16 protein-coding genes and 1 pseudogene are annotated in these 18,906 nt (G+C 61.9%); 15 read left to right on the top strand and 2 right to left on the bottom strand.

Going from position 1 to position 18,906, the window contains the following annotated elements; translation table 11 throughout:
• Positions 1-99 precede the first annotated feature (99 nt).
• From carA to NCS03_RS09925, 4 genes are all read left to right on the top strand, one after another.
• Complete coding sequence (gene carA / locus NCS03_RS09940) at positions 100-1,242, top strand: glutamine-hydrolyzing carbamoyl-phosphate synthase small subunit (protein ID WP_250529113.1); 1,143 nt, start codon at positions 100-102, stop codon at positions 1,240-1,242.
• A 33-nt stretch (positions 1,243-1,275) separates the two neighbouring features.
• The gene (carB, locus tag NCS03_RS09935) at positions 1,276-4,530 is read left to right on the top strand and encodes a carbamoyl-phosphate synthase large subunit (protein ID WP_008342048.1); all 3,255 of its coding nucleotides are present in this window, start codon (positions 1,276-1,278) and stop codon (positions 4,528-4,530) included.
• A 114-nt stretch (positions 4,531-4,644) separates the two neighbouring features.
• Positions 4,645-5,121 (top strand): transcription elongation factor GreA, encoded by a 477-nt coding sequence (greA, locus tag NCS03_RS09930; protein WP_008342047.1) that lies wholly within the window; start codon positions 4,645-4,647, stop codon positions 5,119-5,121.
• Positions 5,121-5,636, top strand: a complete 516-nt coding sequence (locus NCS03_RS09925) for a DUF4149 domain-containing protein (protein ID WP_008342046.1) — start codon at positions 5,121-5,123, stop codon at positions 5,634-5,636. The genes greA and NCS03_RS09925 overlap by 1 nt, the downstream gene beginning before the upstream one ends.
• A gap of 56 nt (positions 5,637-5,692) precedes the next feature.
• On the opposite strand, the gene NCS03_RS09920 is transcribed toward NCS03_RS09925, so the two are convergent.
• Complete coding sequence (locus NCS03_RS09920) at positions 5,693-6,229, bottom strand: YhbY family RNA-binding protein (protein WP_175980371.1); 537 nt, start codon at positions 6,227-6,229, stop codon at positions 5,693-5,695.
• 285 nt (positions 6,230-6,514) lie between these two features.
• Here NCS03_RS09920 and NCS03_RS09915 point away from each other — a divergent pair, with 285 nt between their 5' ends.
• The 11 genes from NCS03_RS09915 to phoR all read left to right on the top strand — a co-directional run bounded on the left by NCS03_RS09915 (position 6,515) and on the right by phoR (position 18,727).
• On the top strand, positions 6,515-7,177 hold the full coding sequence (locus NCS03_RS09915; RefSeq protein WP_008342044.1) for an RlmE family RNA methyltransferase: 663 nt from the start codon (positions 6,515-6,517) through the stop codon (positions 7,175-7,177).
• A gap of 185 nt (positions 7,178-7,362) precedes the next feature.
• Entirely contained in the window at positions 7,363-9,249 is a 1,887-nt protein-coding gene (gene ftsH, locus NCS03_RS09910; protein WP_008342043.1) for an ATP-dependent zinc metalloprotease FtsH, read from the top strand.
• Positions 9,250-9,458: 209 nt separating this feature from the next.
• Positions 9,459-10,259, top strand: a complete 801-nt coding sequence (gene folP / locus NCS03_RS09905) for a dihydropteroate synthase (protein ID WP_250529187.1) — start codon at positions 9,459-9,461, stop codon at positions 10,257-10,259.
• A gap of 113 nt (positions 10,260-10,372) precedes the next feature.
• Complete coding sequence (gene glmM / locus NCS03_RS09900; protein WP_250529112.1) at positions 10,373-11,734, top strand: phosphoglucosamine mutase; 1,362 nt, start codon at positions 10,373-10,375, stop codon at positions 11,732-11,734.
• 221 nt (positions 11,735-11,955) lie between these two features.
• Entirely contained in the window at positions 11,956-12,987 is a 1,032-nt protein-coding gene (gene pstS / locus NCS03_RS09895; RefSeq protein WP_008342038.1) for a phosphate ABC transporter substrate-binding protein PstS, read from the top strand.
• 126 nt (positions 12,988-13,113) lie between these two features.
• Positions 13,114-14,097: a phosphate ABC transporter permease PstC gene (gene pstC, locus NCS03_RS09890; protein ID WP_008342037.1), complete on the top strand. Its 984-nt coding sequence runs from the start codon at positions 13,114-13,116 to the stop codon at positions 14,095-14,097.
• Positions 14,097-14,984, top strand: coding sequence for a phosphate ABC transporter permease PstA (gene pstA, locus NCS03_RS09885; RefSeq protein WP_250529111.1), 888 nt, complete (start codon positions 14,097-14,099; stop codon positions 14,982-14,984). The genes pstC and pstA overlap by 1 nt, the downstream gene beginning before the upstream one ends.
• Positions 14,985-14,999: 15 nt before the next feature.
• A complete protein-coding gene (gene pstB, locus NCS03_RS09880) occupies positions 15,000-15,860 on the top strand; it encodes a phosphate ABC transporter ATP-binding protein PstB (protein ID WP_008342032.1) in 861 nt (286 codons plus the stop codon).
• Between the two features lie 38 nt (positions 15,861-15,898).
• Positions 15,899-16,603, top strand: a complete 705-nt coding sequence (gene phoU / locus NCS03_RS09875; protein WP_008342031.1) for a phosphate signaling complex protein PhoU — start codon at positions 15,899-15,901, stop codon at positions 16,601-16,603.
• 45 nt (positions 16,604-16,648) lie between these two features.
• Complete coding sequence (gene phoB / locus NCS03_RS09870; RefSeq protein ID WP_008342029.1) at positions 16,649-17,350, top strand: phosphate regulon transcriptional regulator PhoB; 702 nt, start codon at positions 16,649-16,651, stop codon at positions 17,348-17,350.
• A 63-nt stretch (positions 17,351-17,413) separates the two neighbouring features.
• Positions 17,414-18,727: a phosphate regulon sensor histidine kinase PhoR gene (phoR, locus tag NCS03_RS09865; protein WP_008342027.1), complete on the top strand. Its 1,314-nt coding sequence runs from the start codon at positions 17,414-17,416 to the stop codon at positions 18,725-18,727.
• Here the strand turns inward: phoR and NCS03_RS09860 are convergent.
• Positions 18,705-18,906: pseudogene (locus NCS03_RS09860) on the bottom strand (hypothetical protein); the annotation flags it as partial. The gene phoR and the pseudogene NCS03_RS09860 overlap by 23 nt on opposite strands.

Below are 18,906 nucleotides of genomic sequence, written 5' to 3'. Positions count from 1 at the left end.
ACTGCGCGAAGGAAACCCCTCGTTCTTCGAGCGACGGGAAGCCAAGCCTGAATTTCGGACAGACAGGTCGGTAACAGGGTGTTCCCCAAGGAGCTTCCCGTGTTGCCGTCATTTTCCCCCGCACTTCTCGCACTTGCCGACGGCACGGTCTTTCGTGGTCAATCGATCGGCGCGCCCGGTTCGACGATCGGCGAAGTGGTGTTCAACACCGCCATCACCGGTTATCAGGAAATCCTGACCGATCCGAGCTATGCCCGCCAGATCGTCACGCTGACCTATCCGCACATCGGCAACTACGGCGTGAACGCCGAAGACGTCGAAGCCACCAAAGTCCATGCCGCCGGCCTCATCATTCGCGACCTGCCGGTGCTCGCATCCAACTTCCGTTCCGAGCAGACGCTCTCCGACTATCTCAAGGCGCAAGGCGTCGTCGCGATCGCCGGCATCGACACGCGCAAGCTCACGCGTATCCTGCGCGAGAAGGGCGCGCAGAACGGCTGCATTCTCGCCGGTTCCGATGACGAAGCGAAAGCGCTCGAGCTCGCACGCTCGTTCCCGGGCCTCGCGGGCATGGACCTCGCGAAGGTCGTGTCGACGGACCAGCCCTACGAATGGACGCAGACCGAATGGCGTCTGGGCAGCGGCTACGGCAAGCAGGAAGCGCCGAAGTTTCGCGTCGTCGCGTTCGACTATGGCGTGAAGTACAACATCCTGCGCATGCTGGCGGAGCGCGGTTGCCACGTGACCGTGCTGCCCGCGCAATCGACCGCCGCCGATGCGCTCGCGCTCAATCCGGACGGCATCTTCCTGTCGAACGGCCCCGGCGATCCGGAGCCGTGCGATTACGCCATCGCGGCCACCAGGGAATTCATCGAGCGCGGCATTCCGACGTTCGGCATCTGCCTCGGCCATCAGATCATGGGTCTCGCCGTCGGCGCGAAGACGATCAAGATGAAGACCGGCCACCACGGCGCGAACCATCCGGTGAAGGACATGGACGACGGCCGCGTGGTCATCACGTCGCAGAACCACGGTTTCGCGGTCGATGCGTCGACGCTGCCCGCCAACGCGAAAGTCACGCACGTCTCGCTCTTCGACGGCACGCTGCAAGGCTTCGCGCTCACCGACAAGCCCGCCTTCTGCTTCCAGGGCCATCCGGAAGCGTCGCCCGGCCCGCACGACATCGCGTATCTGTTCGACCGCTTCATCAAGCTGATGGAAGCACAGAAGGTCGCAGCCTAAGAACAGAACATCGCAAATATACAGAGCACAGTTATGCCGAAGCGCACAGACATCAAGAGCATCCTCATCATCGGCGCGGGTCCGATCATCATCGGCCAGGCGTGCGAGTTCGATTATTCGGGCGCGCAAGCATGCAAGGCGCTGCGTGAGGAAGGCTACAAGGTCATCCTCGTCAACAGCAATCCGGCGACGATCATGACGGATCCGAACACGGCCGACGTCACGTATATCGAGCCGATTTCGTGGGAAGTGGTCGAACGCATCATCGCGAAAGAGCGCCCGGACGCGATCCTGCCGACCATGGGCGGACAGACTGCGCTCAACTGCGCGCTCGACCTGTTCCATCACGGCGTGCTGGAAAAGTACAAGGTCGAGCTGATCGGTGCGTCGCCGGAAGCGATCGACAAGGCGGAAGACCGCCAGAAGTTCAAGGACGCGATGACGAAGATCGGCCTCGGTTCGGCCAAGTCGGGCATCGCGCATTCGATGGAAGAAGCGCTCGCCGTGCAGCAGCAGATCGCCGAAGCGACCGGCAGCGGCGGCTATCCGACCGTGATTCGTCCGTCGTTCACGCTGGGCGGCTCGGGCGGCGGCATCGCGTACAACAAGGAAGAGTTCGAAGAGATTTGCCGTCGCGGTCTCGATCTCTCGCCGACGCGCGAGCTGCTCATCGAAGAATCGCTGCTCGGCTGGAAAGAGTACGAGATGGAAGTCGTCCGCGATAAAAAGGACAACTGCATCATCGTCTGCTCGATCGAAAACCTCGACCCGATGGGCGTGCACACCGGCGATTCCATCACCGTCGCGCCGGCGCAGACGCTCACCGACAAAGAGTATCAAGTGCTGCGCAACGCGTCGCTCGCGGTGCTGCGCGAGATCGGGGTCGATACCGGCGGCTCGAACGTGCAGTTCGCGATCAACCCGAAGGACGGCCGCATGGTCGTCATCGAAATGAATCCGCGCGTGTCGCGTTCGTCGGCGCTGGCATCCAAGGCAACGGGATTCCCGATCGCCAAGGTCGCCGCGAAGCTCGCGTGCGGCTACACGCTCGACGAACTCAAGAACGAAATCACCGGCGGACAAACGCCCGCATCGTTCGAACCGACGATCGATTATGTCGTGACGAAGGTGCCGCGCTTCGCGTTCGAGAAATTCCGCGAAGCGGATTCGCGCCTGACCACGCAGATGAAGTCCGTCGGCGAAGTCATGGCAATGGGCCGCACGTTCCAGGAGTCCTTCCAGAAGGCGTTGCGCGGTCTGGAAGTCGGCGTCGACGGTCTCGATGAGAAGACCACGAGCCGCGACGAAGTCATCCGCGAAATTGGCGAGCCGGGTCCGGACCGCATCTGGTATCTCGGCGACGCGTTCCGTCTCGGCCTGACGATGGAAGAAATCTTCGAAGAGACGTCGATCGATCCGTGGTTCCTCGCGCAGATCGAACAGATCATCCTCAAGGAAAAGGCGCTCGAAGGCCGCACGCTCGCGAGCCTCACGCGTGACGAACTGCTGTATCTGAAGAAGAGCGGCTTCTCGGACCGGCGTCTGGCGAAGCTGACCGGTTCGACGCAAGCAGACGTGCGCAAGAAGCGTCACGAAATGAAGGTGCGCCCGGTGTACAAGCGCGTCGACACGTGCGCGGCCGAGTTCGCGACGAAGACCGCCTACATGTACTCGACGTACGAAGAAGAGTGCGAAGCGAATCCGACCGACAAGAAGAAGATCATGGTGCTGGGCGGCGGCCCGAACCGGATCGGGCAGGGCATCGAGTTCGACTACTGCTGCGTGCATGCCGCGCTCGCCATGCGCGAGGACGGCTATGAAACCATCATGGTCAACTGCAATCCGGAGACGGTTTCCACCGACTACGACACGTCCGACCGTCTGTACTTCGAATCGCTGACGCTCGAAGACGTGCTCGAAATCGTCGATCTGGAAAAGCCGGTCGGCGTGATCGTGCAGTACGGCGGCCAGACGCCGCTCAAGCTCGCGCTCGATCTGGAAGCGAACGGCGTGCCGATCATCGGCACGTCGCCGGACATGATCGACGCCGCCGAAGACCGCGAGCGCTTCCAGAAGCTGCTCAAGGATCTCGATCTGCGTCAGCCGCCGAATCGCACGGCGCGCGCCGAAGACGAAGCGCTGAAGCTCGCGGAGGAAATCGGTTATCCGCTGGTCGTGCGTCCGTCGTACGTGCTCGGCGGCCGCGCGATGGAAATCGTCCACGAGCCGCGCGACCTCGAGCGCTACATGCGCGAAGCCGTGAAGGTGTCGAACGATTCGCCGGTGCTGCTCGACCGCTTCCTGAACGACGCGATCGAATGCGACGTCGACTGCATCTCCGATGGCGACGACGTGTTCATCGGCGGCGTGATGGAGCACATCGAACAGGCGGGCGTGCACTCGGGCGACTCGGCTTGCTCGCTGCCGCCGTATTCGCTGTCGCAGGAAACCGTCGACGAACTGAAGCGGCAAACCGCCGCAATGGCGAAGGCACTGAACGTCATCGGCCTGATGAACGTGCAGTTCGCGATTCAGCAAGTCGCGCAAGACGACGGCTCCAAGAAGGACATCATCTACGTGCTCGAAGTGAATCCGCGCGCATCGCGCACGGTGCCGTACGTGTCGAAGGCAACCGGTTTGCCGCTCGCCAAGATCGCCGCTCGCGCGATGGTCGGCCAGAAGCTCAAGGCACAAGGCGTGACGAAGGAAGTCATTCCGCCGTACTTCAGCGTGAAGGAAGCGGTGTTCCCGTTCGTGAAGTTCCCGGCGGTCGATCCGGTGCTCGGACCCGAAATGCGCTCGACCGGCGAAGTGATGGGCGTGGGCCGCACGTTCGGCGAGGCGCTCTTCAAGTCGCAGCTCGCGGCGGGCTCGCGTCTGCCGGAATCGGGCACGGTGCTTCTGACCGTGATGGACGCCGACAAGCCGAAGGCCGTCGAAGTCGCGCAGATGCTGCACGAGCTCGGCTATCCGATCGTCGCGACCAAGGGCACGGCCGCGGCCATCGCGGCGGCAGGCGTGCCGGTGAAGGTCGTCAACAAGGTGAAAGACGGCCGTCCGCACATCGTCGACATGATCAAGAACGGCGAGATCGCGCTCGTCTTCACGACCGTCGACGAAACGCGCGCCGCCATCGCCGATTCGCGCTCGATCCGCATGAGCGCGCAGGCCAACAAGGTCACGTACTACACGACGATGTCGGGAGCGCGCGCGGCGGTCGAAGGGTTGAGGTATCTCCGAGATTTGGAAGTCTATGATTTACAAGGCTTGCATGCTCGCCTAAACTAAGGCTTCGATTACTGGTCTAAGTATCACGAGCCGCGGTTAAGCGGCGTCTCCTGCTCTGTGGGAGATGCGCTTAACCGCGGTAATTTTTTTGACGAAATTGTTTGTGAGTGGTCTATGAGCACGATTCCTTTGACGAAGCGCGGCGCGGAGTTGCTGCGCGACGAATTGCAACGCCTGAAGGCCGTGGAGCGTCCGGCGGTCATCAACGCGATCGCGGAGGCGCGCGCGCAAGGCGACTTGTCGGAAAACGCGGAATACGACGCCGCGAAGGAAAAGCAGGGGTTCATCGAGGGCCGCATCGCGGAAATCGAGTCGAAGCTGGCCGCCGCGCAAGTGATCGATCCGACGCAGGTAGAAGCGGAAGGTCGCGTGGTGTTCGGCGCGACCGTCGAACTCGAGGACCTGGAATCGGGCGACATGGTGACGTATCAGATCGTCGGCGATGACGAAGCCGACATCGATCACGGCCTCATCTCCGTGAGCTCGCCGATCGCGCGCGCGCTGATCGCGAAGTCGGAAGGCGACGTGGCATCGGTGCAGGCGCCGAGCGGCGCACGCGAATACGAGATCATCGCGGTTCGCTACGTCTGATGGAGCACCGGCTCTTTCGCACCATCAGCATGGTCTGGGTCGGCAGTCTGCTGACCCTCGGCCTGGTCGCTGCGCCCGTGCTCTTTTCGATGCTCGACCGCACGTCGGCGGGCTCGGTGGCGGCGCAGCTCTTCCGCATCGAGGCGATCATCGGCGTGATCAGCGCGCTGGTGCTGATCCTCATCGGCAATCGCTTCGTGAAAAGCGGCATCGTCGATTACAAACGCGTGCGGTGGATCGTCGCGGTGATGCTCGTGTGCGTGCTGGTCGGCTATTTCGCCTTGCAGCCGTTCATGAACTCGCTGCGAATGGCGGCGCAGGAAGCGGGCACCGATCTCGCGAGCTCGCCGTATGCGAAGGAGTTCGGCATTCTGCACGGCCTATCCAGCGCGATCTATCTGATCGAATGCCTGTTCGGCATTGCGCTGGTGTGGCGCTTGCCGGGCGCGGCGCCCGTCAAGATCGTGCCGAAGGGGAAATCCGCCAAGGTGGCGGCGAAAAGAGCGCGGAGCTGAATCGCGCTTGCTCGGGACGGCGCGTGCGTTTCATTGGAAATGCACACGCCGTTCGATCATTTGACCGTCTGATGCTGGCGCTTCGAACTGGTCTGACGTTTCTTCGCGCGCTTCACGTTGCCGCCGGCGGTCACACGTTCGTTGCCCAGTACCTTCAGCGTCTGCTTTTTGGGTTTCTTGAACGCGGGCGCATCGCGGGTGATTTTCACTGCCTTCACCGTGCGCGGCGCGCGGCCCTTCGTCTCGCGTTCGGCGGCTTCGCCTGCGCTCGGAGGCATCGTGCTGCGCGTGCGGGTGGCGCGGGTTTTCGGAGCGGCGCCTTCGGGTCTCCAGATCACGAGCAGCTTGCCGATATGCTGAATAGGCGCGGCGTTCAGGCGATCGCAGATTTCGTCGTAGATTTCGACGCGTGCTTCGCGTTCGTCGCCGAATACGCGGACCTTGATGAGCTGATGCGCTTCGAGGTGGACGTTGATTTCCTTCAGCACGGCATCGGTCAGACCCTCCGCGCCGACGAGCACGACGGGCTTGAGCGCATGGGCCTGGGAGCGCAGATCGGCGCGTTCGGCGGGGGAGAGTTTAAGAGCTGGCATGAGAAATTTCGGACTCGACTAAAATGTGGGCGGCGTGAGGTAGATTCGCGAGGCGGTTTGAACACGCTGCAGCGAAAGCGCACGGCTTCGTGCCGGATCTTCGGCGCATCGGTCGCGCCACCGCCCACCAGAAACAGAACAGGCCGGATGCACGGGTTTTCGGAGCGCGAGCGCGCCGAGGACCGGTCCGGCCGACAAGACGCGTATTATCCGCTAAAAGCCTCGCGCGATGCAGCAAAATACGCACCGGGCGTGCTGTCAGCGCGCCACATGAGCTCAGTTTGAATGGCAAAGAACCGTTTTAATCATTCGTGGTTGCATGACCACATCAACGATCCCTACGTAAAGATGGCGCAGCGCGAGGGCTATCGCGCGCGCGCCGCATACAAGCTGAAGGAGATCGACGAGCAGGACAAACTCATCAAGCCGGGTCAGGTCATCGTCGATCTCGGCTCGACGCCCGGCTCCTGGAGCCAGTACGCGCGCAACAAACTCGCGCAGGGCGCGAAGCGCGATGCCGAGCGCCAGGGCGGCATCGACGGCACGATCATCGCGCTGGATATTCTGCCGATGGAGCCGATTTCGGACGTCACGTTCATCCAGGGCGACTTTCGCGAGGACGAAGTGCTCGCCCAACTCGATGAAATCGTCGGCGAGCGTCAGGTGGACCTTGTAATCTCCGACATGGCCCCCAACCTCTCAGGCGTGGCGAGTGCGGATGCCGCGCGCATCGAGCATCTATGCGATCTGGCGCTGGAGTTCGCGCAGAACCATCTGAAACCGGAGGGTGCGCTGCTGGTCAAATGTTTTCACGGCAGCGGATACAGCCAGATCGTTGAGAAGTTCAAGCAACAGTTCAAGGTGGTTGCGCCACGCAAGCCGAAAGCTTCTCGCGACAAATCGTCGGAGACTTTTATTCTCGGGCGGCGGCTCAAGCAACCGAACTGAACGGCCCGCTGGAGCGATTCGGCGAATTACGGCGATATTTTCGCGGAATATGCCGAAAAAAACCTCTCTGCCGCTATTTGTGCGGTAGTTAAACCTTATGGCAGGGGTTAGCGGTCTGGATTAGAATGCTTTGGTGGCGTCGCAAGGTTTATGTAGGCGCCCGTCTATGAGTGAGGAGTGGTGCTTTGAACAACAATATGTTCTCTAAAGCGGCAGTGTGGCTCGTGATCGCACTGGTGCTGTTTACGGTGTTCAAGCAGTTCGATAAGCCCCGCGTCCAGGAAGGTGTGTCCTATTCGCAGTTCATGGACGACGCGAAGAACGGCAAAGTCAAGAACGTCACCGTTCAGGGCCGCAATCTGACGGTCACTCCGAACGACGGCCAGAAGTACCAGATCGTGTCGCCCGGCGACATATGGATGGTCGGCGACTTGATGAAATACGGCGTTCAGGTCAGCGGCAAGGCTGACGATGAACCGAATGCGCTCGTCTCCGCGCTGTACTACCTCGGACCTACGATCCTGATCATCGGCTTCTGGTTCTACATGATGAGGCAGATGCAGGGAGGCGGCAAAGGCGGGGCGTTTTCGTTCGGGAAGTCGCGAGCGCGGCTGATCGACGAAAACAACAACGCAATCAATTTCACCGACGTCGCGGGTTGCGACGAAGCCAAGGAAGAAGTCTCGGAACTCGTGGACTTCCTGCGCGACCCGCAGAAATTCCAAAAGCTCGGCGGACGCATACCGCGCGGCGTGCTGCTGGTCGGCCCGCCGGGAACCGGTAAGACGCTGCTGGCGCGCGCCATCGCGGGCGAAGCGAAAGTTCCGTTCTTCAGCATTTCGGGTTCGGACTTCGTCGAAATGTTCGTCGGCGTGGGCGCGGCTCGTGTGCGCGACATGTTCGAGCAGGCGAAGAAGCATGCGCCGTGTATCGTGTTCATCGACGAAATCGACGCGGTCGGCCGTCATCGCGGCGCCGGCATGGGCGGCGGCAACGACGAGCGCGAGCAGACGCTGAACCAGATGCTCGTCGAGATGGACGGCTTCGAGGCGAATTCCGGTGTGATCGTGATCGCGGCGACGAACCGTTCGGACGTGCTGGACAAGGCGCTGCTCCGTCCGGGCCGTTTCGACCGTCAGGTCTATGTCGGTCTGCCGGATATCCGCGGCCGCGAGCACATCATGAAGGTGCACCTGCGCAAGGTGCCTATCGCGAACGACGTCGATGCATCGGTCATCGCGCGCGGCACGCCGGGTTTCTCGGGCGCCGATCTCGCGAATCTCGTGAACGAGGCTGCGCTGTTCGCGGCGCGTCGCGGCAAGCGCATCGTCGAGATGCAGGATTTCGAGGACGCGAAGGACAAGATCTTCATGGGTCCGGAGCGCAAATCGGCTGTGATGCGCGAAGAAGAGCGTCGCAATACTGCGTACCACGAGTCGGGTCACGCGGTGGTTGCGAAGCTGCTTCCGCATGCCGATCCGGTGCACAAGGTCACGATCATGCCGCGCGGCTGGGCGCTGGGCGTTACGTGGCAGTTGCCCGAGCATGACCGCGTGAACCTGTATCGCGACAAGATGCTGGAGGAAATCGCGATCCTGTTCGGTGGCCGCGCAGCGGAGGAAGTGTTCCTGAATTCGATGTCGACCGGTGCGTCGAACGACTTCGAGCGCGCAACGAAGATGGCGCGCGACATGGTGACGCGCTACGGCATGTCCGACGTGCTCGGCACGATGGTCTACGTCGATACGGAAGACAACGGCATGTTCGGCAAGATGGGCGCGAAGTCGGTGTCCGAAGCCACGCAGCAGAAGGTCGATGCGGAAATCCGCCGCATCCTCGACGAGCAATATGCGCTCGCCCGGAAGCTGCTGGAAGACAACCGCGACAAGGTCGAAGCGATGACCAAGGCGCTGCTCGAATGGGAAACCATCGACGCGGACCAGATTGGCGACATCATGTCGGATCGTCCGCCGCGTCCGCCGAAGAACATGCCGCCGCCGTCCGGCGACACGCCATCCGGTGGTAGCAGCGGCACCGAGGTCAAACCGGGCAACGCGCCGGCAACGGCCTGAGTTTCCTGCATGAGTTCATGGGCCGGTGTGCATAGCACGCCGGCCCATTTTCACTTTATGGCGTCCGTTTTTAATCAGGTGCTGAACGCGGCGCCGTCTCCGTCCCTCCGTTCCGTTCTATCCGCTTGGCCACTTCAACCCCATCCCCGATTTCAGCCGCGCCGCTCCAATGCGGACGCTTCACGCTGACCTTCGACCGCCCGCTCGTCATGGGCATCCTCAACGTTACGCCGGACTCGTTCTCCGATGGCGGCCGCTTCATTTCGCGCGACGCCGCACTGGCTCGCGCGGAGCAGATGCTCGCCGACGGCGCCGACATGATCGATATCGGCGGCGAATCCACGCGTCCCGGCGCGCCGCCCGTGCCGCTCGACGAGGAACTCGAGCGCGTGGTGCCGATAGTCGAGGCATTGCGCGCCGTTCGGGTGCCGCTTTCCGTCGACACGTACAAACCAGCCGTGATGCGCGCCGCGCTCGACGCCGGCGCGGACATGATCAACGACATCTGGGGCTTGCGTCAGGACGGCGCGATCGACGCCGTCAAGGGCAGCAACTGCGGACTTTGCGTGATGCACATGCTCGGCGAGCCGCGCACGATGCAGCTTCACGAGCCGGTGTACGAAGACGTCGTCGCCGACGTGCGCAAGTTCTTCGCGGAGCGCGTCGCCGCACTCGGGCGCGCGGGCATTGCGACAGAGCGCATCAGTCTCGATCCGGGTTACGGCTTCGGCAAGACGGTCGAGCATAATTACGCGTTGCTCGCGCATCTCACGGACACGTCGCCCGCCGGGACGAACTTTCCGTTGCTCGCGGGCATGTCGCGCAAGTCGATGCTTGGCGCCGTCACCGGACGCGGCGCGGGCGAGCGGCTCGCGGCGAGCGTCGCCGCGGCGGTGTGCGCGGCAGAGCGGGGCGCGGCCATCATCCGCGTCCACGATGTCGCCGAAACCGTCGATGCGCTGAAAGTCTGGCAGGCAACAAAGAATGCTGCCGGGAATGGGCATTATTGACACTGGCCTCATTCATCAGCAATTTGGGCGCAGGCGCGCGCCGATAGAACTCATTAACTAAAATCGTGGACCGATACGATGCGCCGAACGGTCGCGAGGAGGGTCAAGCAACAATGGCACGTCAATATTTTGGAACCGACGGCATCCGTGGCCGCGTAGGCGTCGCGCCGATCACGCCGGATTTCGTACTCAAGCTCGGCTACGCGGCCGGAAAGGTGCTTGCGGGCGCCGACCGCGCACAGCAAAAGAAGGGCAATCGTCCGACGGTATTGATCGGCAAGGACACGCGCGTGTCGGGCTACATGCTCGAAGCCGCGCTGGAATCCGGCTTTTCGGCGGCGGGTGTCGACGTGATGCTGGCCGGCCCGATGCCGACGCCTGGCGTCGCCTATCTGACGCGTGCACTGCGGCTGTCGGCGGGCGTCGTGATCAGCGCGTCGCACAATCCGTACGACGACAACGGCATCAAATTTTTCTCCGCCGACGGCAACAAGCTGCCCGACGAAGTCGAACTGGAAATCGAGCGCCAGCTCGAGCAGCCGATGGAATGCGCGCCTTCCGAGCGCCTCGGTAAAGCCCGGCGTCTGGATGATGCAGGCGGACGCTACATCGAATTCTGCAAGAGCACCTTTCCCGCGAGTTTCGACTTGCGCGGTCTGAAGCTCGTCGTCGATTGCGCGCACGGCGCCGCATATGACGTCGCGCCGCACGTTTTCCATGAACTCGGCGCGGAAGTCGTGTCGATCGGCGTGTCGCCGAACGGCTTCAACATCAACGACGGCGTCGGCGCGACCGCCCCGGACGCGCTCGTGCGCGCGGTGGTCGAGCACAAGGCGGATATTGGCATCGCGCTCGACGGCGACGCGGACCGTCTGCAGGTCGTCGATTCGGCCGGCCGTCTCTATAACGGCGACGAATTGCTCTACGTGCTGGTCAAGGATCGCATCGCGACCGATGGCAAGGTGGAAGGCGCAGTCGGCACGCTGATGACCAACATGGCCGTCGAGGTGGCGCTGAAGGAGGCGGGCGTGCAGTTCGTGCGCGCAGCGGTCGGCGACCGCTACGTCCTCGAAAAATTGCGCGAGAACGGCTGGCTGCTGGGCGCGGAAGGCTCGGGCCACATTCTTTCGCTGGACCGTCACTCGACCGGCGACGGCATCGTCTCGGCGCTCCTCGTGCTAGCAGCGATCCAGCGCAGCGGCAAGTCGCTCGCCGATCTGCTTCGCGGCGTCAGCCTGTTCCCGCAAAAGCTCATCAACGTGCGGATGAGCGCGGGCGCGGACTGGAAAGGCAGCGCCGCGATTCGCCGCGCGGTCGAGCAAGCCGAGCAATCCCTCCAATCGCACGGCCGGGTCTTGATTCGCGCGTCGGGAACCGAACCGGTCTTGCGCGTGATGGTGGAAGCATCGGCGCAACAGGACGCGGTTCGATACGCGGAAACGATTGCGCAGGTCGTAAAGGACGCGACTTCGTAGGCGTTCACTGAAGTTCATCGCGTTTCGCTGAAAGCGGGCTTCGGCCCGCTTTTTTATTTGCGCCGCCGGCTTGACGGATAGGCTGTGATCAAACTTTCAGCACGTAAGCGCATTGACATGCTGGCTTCACGATTAGTCATATTACTGTCACAGACTCCTCCTATATTTCGCGGTGTCGTCTACACGCTCACGCGACACACGCTCACTACTGGAGATTAAGAATGAAATTGATGCAAACCGCGCTGGCCGGCCTGATTGGTGCAGTGTTCGCCATCTCCGCTCAAGCAGCCGACATCACCGGCGCGGGTTCCACCTTTGCAGCGCCGATCTACACGAAGTGGGCGGACGCCTACCAGAAAACGGGCGGCGGCAAGGTGAACTACCAAGGCATCGGCTCGTCGGGCGGTATCAAGCAAATCATCGCGAAGACCGTGGATTTCGCGGGCTCGGACGCTCCGTTGAAAGACGACGAACTCGCGAAGAACGGCCTGTTCCAGTTCCCGACGGTCGTCGGCGGCGTGGTGCCGGTCATCAACGTGCCGGGCGTGAAAGCTGGCGAAGTGACGCTATCGGGCCAGGTGCTCGGCGACATCTACCTCGGCAAGATCAAGAAATGGAACGACCCGGAAATCGCCGCGCTGAACCCGAAGGTCAAGCTGCCGGATACGGACATCGCGGTCGTGCGGCGCGCCGACGGCTCCGGCACGAGCTTCATCTGGACGAACTATCTGTCGAAGGTGAACACCGAGTGGAAGTCGAAGGTCGGCGAAGGTTCGACGGTCAACTGGCCGACGGGCACGGGCGGCAAGGGCAACGACGGCGTCGCGGCATTCGTGCAGCGTCTGCCGGGCGCGATCGGCTACGTCGAATGGGCGTACGCGAAGCAGAACAAGATGACCTACGTCGGCATGAAGAATTCGGCCGGCACGGTCGTCGAGCCGAAGACCGACACGTTCAAGGCAGCGGCAGCGGGCGCGGACTGGTCGAAGTCGTTCTATCAGATTCTGACGGACGAGCCGGGCAAGAACGCATGGCCGATCGTCGGCGCGACCTTCGTGCTGCTGCACGCGACGCAAGAGAAGCCGGCGCAGGGCACGGAAACGCTGAAATTCTTCGACTGGGCGTTCAAGAACGGCGGCCAGGCTGCGAACGATCTCGACTATATCTCGCTGCCGGATTCGGTCGTCGCCGAAATCAAGACGCAATGGAAGGCGAAGGTCAAGGACGCATCGGGCAAGGCGGTCGCGGAATAAGGGAAGCAAGCAGTCGTTTGAAACTGTCCTAAGCTTCTGATTCGCGGGACAGCAACGCAGCAAGGAAGCCGCGCGGCGAGCCAACGTTCGCCGCGCGGTCTGACACGTAGCGAAACCAAGGCTCCCATGTCGGACATCAACCTATCGTCGGCCGTGCCGGCGGCGCATACGCAGCGCGCGCCGAGCCGCATCGGCGACATCATTTTCGGCGGCGTGACGCGGCTTGCGGCTGTCATCACGCTGCTCCTGCTCGGCGGCATCATCGTTTCGCTGATCATCGCGTCGATGCCGACCATTCAGAAATTCGGCCTCTCGTTCCTCTGGCGTTCGGAATGGGATCCGCCCAGCGACTCGTTCGGCGCGCTCGTGCCGATCTACGGCACGATTGCGACGTCGATCATCGCGCTCATCATCGCGGTGCCGGTGAGCTTCGGCATCGCGCTCTTTCTGACCGAACTGTCGCCCGCGTGGCTGCGCCGTCCGCTCGGCGTCGCGATCGAACTTCTCGCGGCGATTCCGTCGATCGTCTACGGCATGTGGGGCCTGCTCGTGTTCGCGCCGATCTTCGCGCAATACTTCGAAAAGCCCCTCGGCAAGCTGCTCGGCGACGTGCCCCTGATCGGCATCTTCTTTCAAGGCGCGCCGATCGGCATCGGCATTCTGTGCGCCGGCGTGATTCTCGCGATCATGATCATTCCGTACATCGCATCCGTGATGCGCGACGTGTTCGAAGTGACGCCCGTGCTGCTGAAGGAATCGGCATACGGCATCGGCTGCACGACGTGGGAAGTCATGTGGAAGATCGTGCTGCCCTATACGCGCGCCGGCGTGATCGGCGGCGTCATGCTCGGCCTCGGCCGCGCGCTCGGCGAGACGATGGCTGTGACGTTCGTCATCGGCAATACGAACCTGCTCGACAACGTGTCGCTCTTCTCGCCCGGCAACAGCATCACCTCGGCGCTCGCGAACGAATTCGCGGAAGCGAGTCCGGGCCTGCATACGTCGGCGTTGATGGAGCTCGGTCTGATTCTTTTCGTCATCACGTTCTTCGTGCTCGCGCTCTCGAAGCTGATGCTTCTGCGCATGGAACGCGGGGAGGGCCGTAAATAATGAGCCGTCCCGCTACGTTCAACCAGGATTCGAGCCGCGTGGAAGCCACGCGTCAGAAGCTGCAGCGCCGCCGTCGCGGCACGAACGCGGTTGCGCTGACGCTCTCGCTCGCCGCGATGGCCTTCGGCCTCATCTGGCTCGTGTGGATTCTCTTCACGACGCTCAGGCTCGGCATCGGCGGGTTGTCGGTCGATCTGTTCACGCAATCGACGCCGCCGCCGAACACCGATGGCGGCGGTCTCGCCAACGCGATCGTCGGCTCGCTGATGCTCGTCGTGCTCGCAACGTTCGTCGGCCCGCCGCTCGGCATTCTCGCGGGCGTCTACCTCGCGGAGTATGGCCAGAAGCGCTGGCTCGCGAGCGTCACGCGCTTCATCAACGACATCTTGCTGTCCGCGCCTTCGATCGTCGTCGGTCTCTTCGTGTATGCGATCGTCGTCGCGAAGATGGGCCGCTTCTCGGGCTGGGCCGGCGTGATCGCGTTGGCGCTGCTGCAGATTCCGATCGTGATCCGCACGACGGAAAACATGCTGAAGCTCGTGCCGAACGCATTGCGCGAAGCCGCGTTCGCACTCGGTACGCCCAAGTGGAAGATGGTGATGTCGATCACGCTGAAGGCGTCGGTGGGCGGCATCGTGACGGGCGTGTTGCTGGCGGTCGCGCGTATCGCCGGCGAAACCGCGCCGCTGCTTTTCACGGCGCTGTCGAATCAATTTTTCTCGTGGGACATGAACCAGCCGGTGGCCAATCTGCCGGTGACGATCTACAAGTTCGCGATGAGTCCGTTCCCGCAGTGGCAATCGCTCGCGTGGGCCGGTGTGTTCCTGATTACGCTCGGCGTGCTGGGTCTGAATCTCCTGGCGCGCGCGATCTTCTCGAAGAAATAAGGGTGGAGTGATTCCATGAACATGGTCGAAAGCGGTGTCAACCACCAGGAAAAGCAGATCGAGCGCGGCCCGGTGCCGGGCAGCGTGCGCCCGACGCACAGTTCGCAGCCTGCCGATTCCATCAAGCCGAAGATCGAGGTGAACAACCTCAACTTCTTCTACAACAAGTATCACGCGCTGAAGAACATCAACCTGCGCATTCCCGAGAAGAAAGTGACGGCGTTCATTGGTCCGTCGGGCTGCGGCAAGTCCACGCTTCTGCGCACGTTCAACAAGATGTATGCGCTTTATCCGGAGCAGCGCGCCGAAGGCGAAATCCTGATGGACGGCACGAACCTGCTCGACACGACGAAGGATATTTCGCTCCTGCGCGCGCGCGTGGGCATGGTGTTCCAGAAGCCGACGCCGTTCCCGATGTCGATCTACGACAACATCGCGTTCGGCGTGAAGATGTTCGAGCAACTGTCGCGCTCGGAAATGGATGACCGCGTCGAATGGGCGCTCACGAAAGCCGCGCTCTGGACCGAAGTAAAGGACAAGTTGCAGCAAAGCGGCTACGGTCTGTCGGGTGGCCAGCAGCAGCGTCTGTGCATCGCGCGCGGCATCGCGATTCGTCCGGAAGTGCTGCTGCTGGACGAACCTTGCTCGGCGCTCGACCCGATTTCGACGGGCCGTATCGAAGAGCTGATCGCCGAACTGAAAAGCGATTACACGGTCGTCATCGTCACGCACAACATGCAGCAGGCGGCGCGTTGTTCGGACTACACTGCCTATATGTATCTCGGTGAATTGATCGAGTTCGGCGACACCGAAAAGATCTTCATCAAGCCGGCCCGCAAGGAAACGGAAGACTACATCACGGGCCGCTTCGGCTGATCGTCAGCCAGGTGAAACAGAAGGCTTAAGGAGCATATATGTCCGATAAACATCTTTCGAGCCAGTTCGACGCCGACCTCAACGCGGTGTCGTCGAAAGTGCTGGAAATGGGCGGTCTGGTCGAGTCGCAGATCATCGCGGCGATGCAGGCGCTGAACGAATTCGACATCGGCATCGCGGATCAGGTGATCGCGGCCGAAGCGCGTCTGAACATGATGGAAGTCGAGATCGACGAAGAGTGCAGCAACATCATCGCGCGCCGTCAGCCGGCTGCGCGCGACCTGCGTCTGTTGATGGCGATCTCGAAGACGATCACGAATCTCGAACGCGCCGGCGACGAAGCGGAGAAGATCGCCAAGCGCGTGAAGCGCATCAACGAAGACGGCGCGGGCCGCACGGTGAACATCGCCGAGATCAAGCTGTCGGGCGAAATGGCGGTATCGATCCTGCGCCGCGCGCTCGATGCGTTCGCGCGTCTCGACACGGTTGCCGCCGCGCAGATCGTGCGCGACGACAAGGCCATCGACGAGGAATTCCGCGCCTTCGTGCGCAAGCTCGTGACGTACATGATGGAAGATCCGCGCACGATTTCGGCGGGCCTCGATTATCTGTTCATCGCGAAAGCGGTGGAGCGCATCGGCGATCACGCGAAGAACATCGCTGAGTTCATCATCTACATCGTCAAGGGCACCGACGTGCGGCACATTTCGCGCGATCAGCTCGAACGTGAGGCGCTGAGTTAATCGCGCGCAATCGTTTCATTTCAAGCAAAAGGTCAAGAGGTGCCGATGCCCAGCAGTATCCTCGTCGTCGAAGACGAACCCGCGATCTCCGAACTGATTTCGGTGAACCTTCAACATGCGGGACATTGCCCGATTCGTGCGTATAACGCGGAACAGGCGCAAAACCTGATCAGCGACGTGCTGCCCGATCTCGTGTTGCTCGACTGGATGTTGCCGGGCAAGTCGGGCATCGCGTTCGCGCGAGAGCTGCGCAACAACGAGCGCACGAAGCACATTCCGATCATCATGCTGACAGCGCGCGGCGACGAGCAGGACAAGGTGCTTGGCCTCGAAATCGGCGCGGACGATTACGTCACGAAGCCGTTCTCGCCGAAGGAACTGATGGCGCGCATCAAGGCGGTGTTGCGCCGGCGCGCGCCGCAGCTCACCGAAGACGTCGTCGCGATCAACGGGCTGCGTCTCGATCCGGCGACGCATCGCGTGGCGGCGAGTCATTCGGGCAACGACATCAAGCTCGATCTCGGTCCGACGGAATTTCGCCTGCTGCACTTTTTCATGACGCATCCTGAGCGCGTGCACAGCCGCACGCAATTGCTGGATCAGGTGTGGGGCGATCACGTGTTCGTCGAAGAGCGCACGGTCGATGTGCATATCAAGCGCCTGCGTGCTGCGCTCAAGCCGGCGGGTTGCGATGCTATGATCGAAACGGTGCGCGGCAGCGGATACCGGCTTGCGAAGAGCGCCTGAGTTCTGCTTCAACGTTATCCGCTTTAACTTGCCGCATCAACGTCACTCAGACTCACCGACAACATGAACATCATCTGGACGCGTGCGATCGTGTCCCTCGCGCTGCTCGCCGCGCTGTGCGCCGCGATCGGCGCATTCGCGGGCTTGCGCATCGCGCTTGCCTTCGCGGTGCTCATGCTCGTCGTGCAGGGCTTCTTCGTCACGTATCACATGCAGCGCCTCTGGCGTCTGCTCGAAGCGCCGGTCTACGGCGAGGTGCCGAGCGCGCTCGGCATCTGGGGCGAGATCTACTATCGCCTGCACAAGCTCGCGAAGCGCTGGCACGCGCAAGTGCGTCAGGTCGAGCAACAGCATGCGCGCTTCATTCAGGCGATCCAGGCGTCACCGAACGGCGTCGCGATGCTCGACGATCACGATCAGATCGAGTGGTGTAACGACATCGCCGAGAAGCACTTCGGTCTCGATGCGAAGCGCGACTTGCGCCAGCACATCACGCATCTCGTGCGCAATCCCGATTTCGTCCGCTATCTGAACGCGCACCACTACGAAGAGATGCTCGTGATGCGCGGCATGGGCGTGAATCGCAAATACACGGTTTCGGTGCAGGTGTTTCCGTACGGCGACAATCGCAAGCTGCTTCTGACGCAAGACATTACCGAACTGGAGCGCACGGATTCGATGCGCCGCGATTTCGTCGCGAATGTCTCGCATGAGTTGAAGACGCCGCTTACCGTGCTATCCGGCTTTCTCGAAACCATGCGTGAGTTGCCGCTCGATGAAGCCGATCGCATGCGTTATCTCGACATGATGGAGCAGCAGGCGTCGCGCATGCAGAACATCGTGCGCGATCTGCTCGTGCTCGCGAATCTCGAAGGCGACATGCGGCCGCCTGGCGATGAACTGCTGGATATGCGCGCCGTGCTGCGTCATTTGGAAGACGACGCGAACAATCTGTCGAACGGGCGCCATCGCATCACGTTTCATAGCGACGATGCGCTGACGGTTGCGGGCGTCGAGACGGAAGTGATGAGCGCGCTCGGCAATCTCGTGACCAACGCCGTGCGTTATACGCCTGATGGCGGGACCATCGAGGTGACGTGGCAGCGCATGAAGGACCGTGCGGTTTTTACGGTGCGGGATACGGGGCTCGGGATTCCTGCGGAGCATATTCCGCGTTTGACGGAGCGGTTTTATCGAGTGGATCGGAGCCGGTCGCGGGATACGGGGGGAACAGGGCTTGGGCTTGCCATCGTCAAGCATGTGCTGCAACGGCACGGTGCAGAGCTCGACGTTAAAAGCGAAGTGGGGAAGGGGAGTATGTTTATCGTGAGGTTTCCGGGGTCGCGGACAGCGTTTAGGAAGTCGCTTGCGGCTTGAGTGGGTTCTGGTGATTGTCGCCGGATCCCGTTGTCGTGTCGGTCTTGTGCTTGTTTGCTTCCGCTTTCGTGGAATCCTGTTTTCGCGTCGGTCTATTAGCACTGCCCCTGTGCGGGGCGGCAGTCACTTTCTTTGCTGCTGCAAAGAAAGCAACTGTATTGAGCGTCAAGGGTTGAGTT

The sequence above is a fragment of the Caballeronia sp. ATUFL_F1_KS4A genome (genome assembly GCF_023630905.1).
GTDB lineage: Bacteria > Pseudomonadota > Gammaproteobacteria > Burkholderiales > Burkholderiaceae > Caballeronia > Caballeronia zhejiangensis.
The sequence above is the reverse complement of the archived record's forward strand: the minus strand, read 5'-3'. Positions and strand labels throughout refer to the sequence as shown.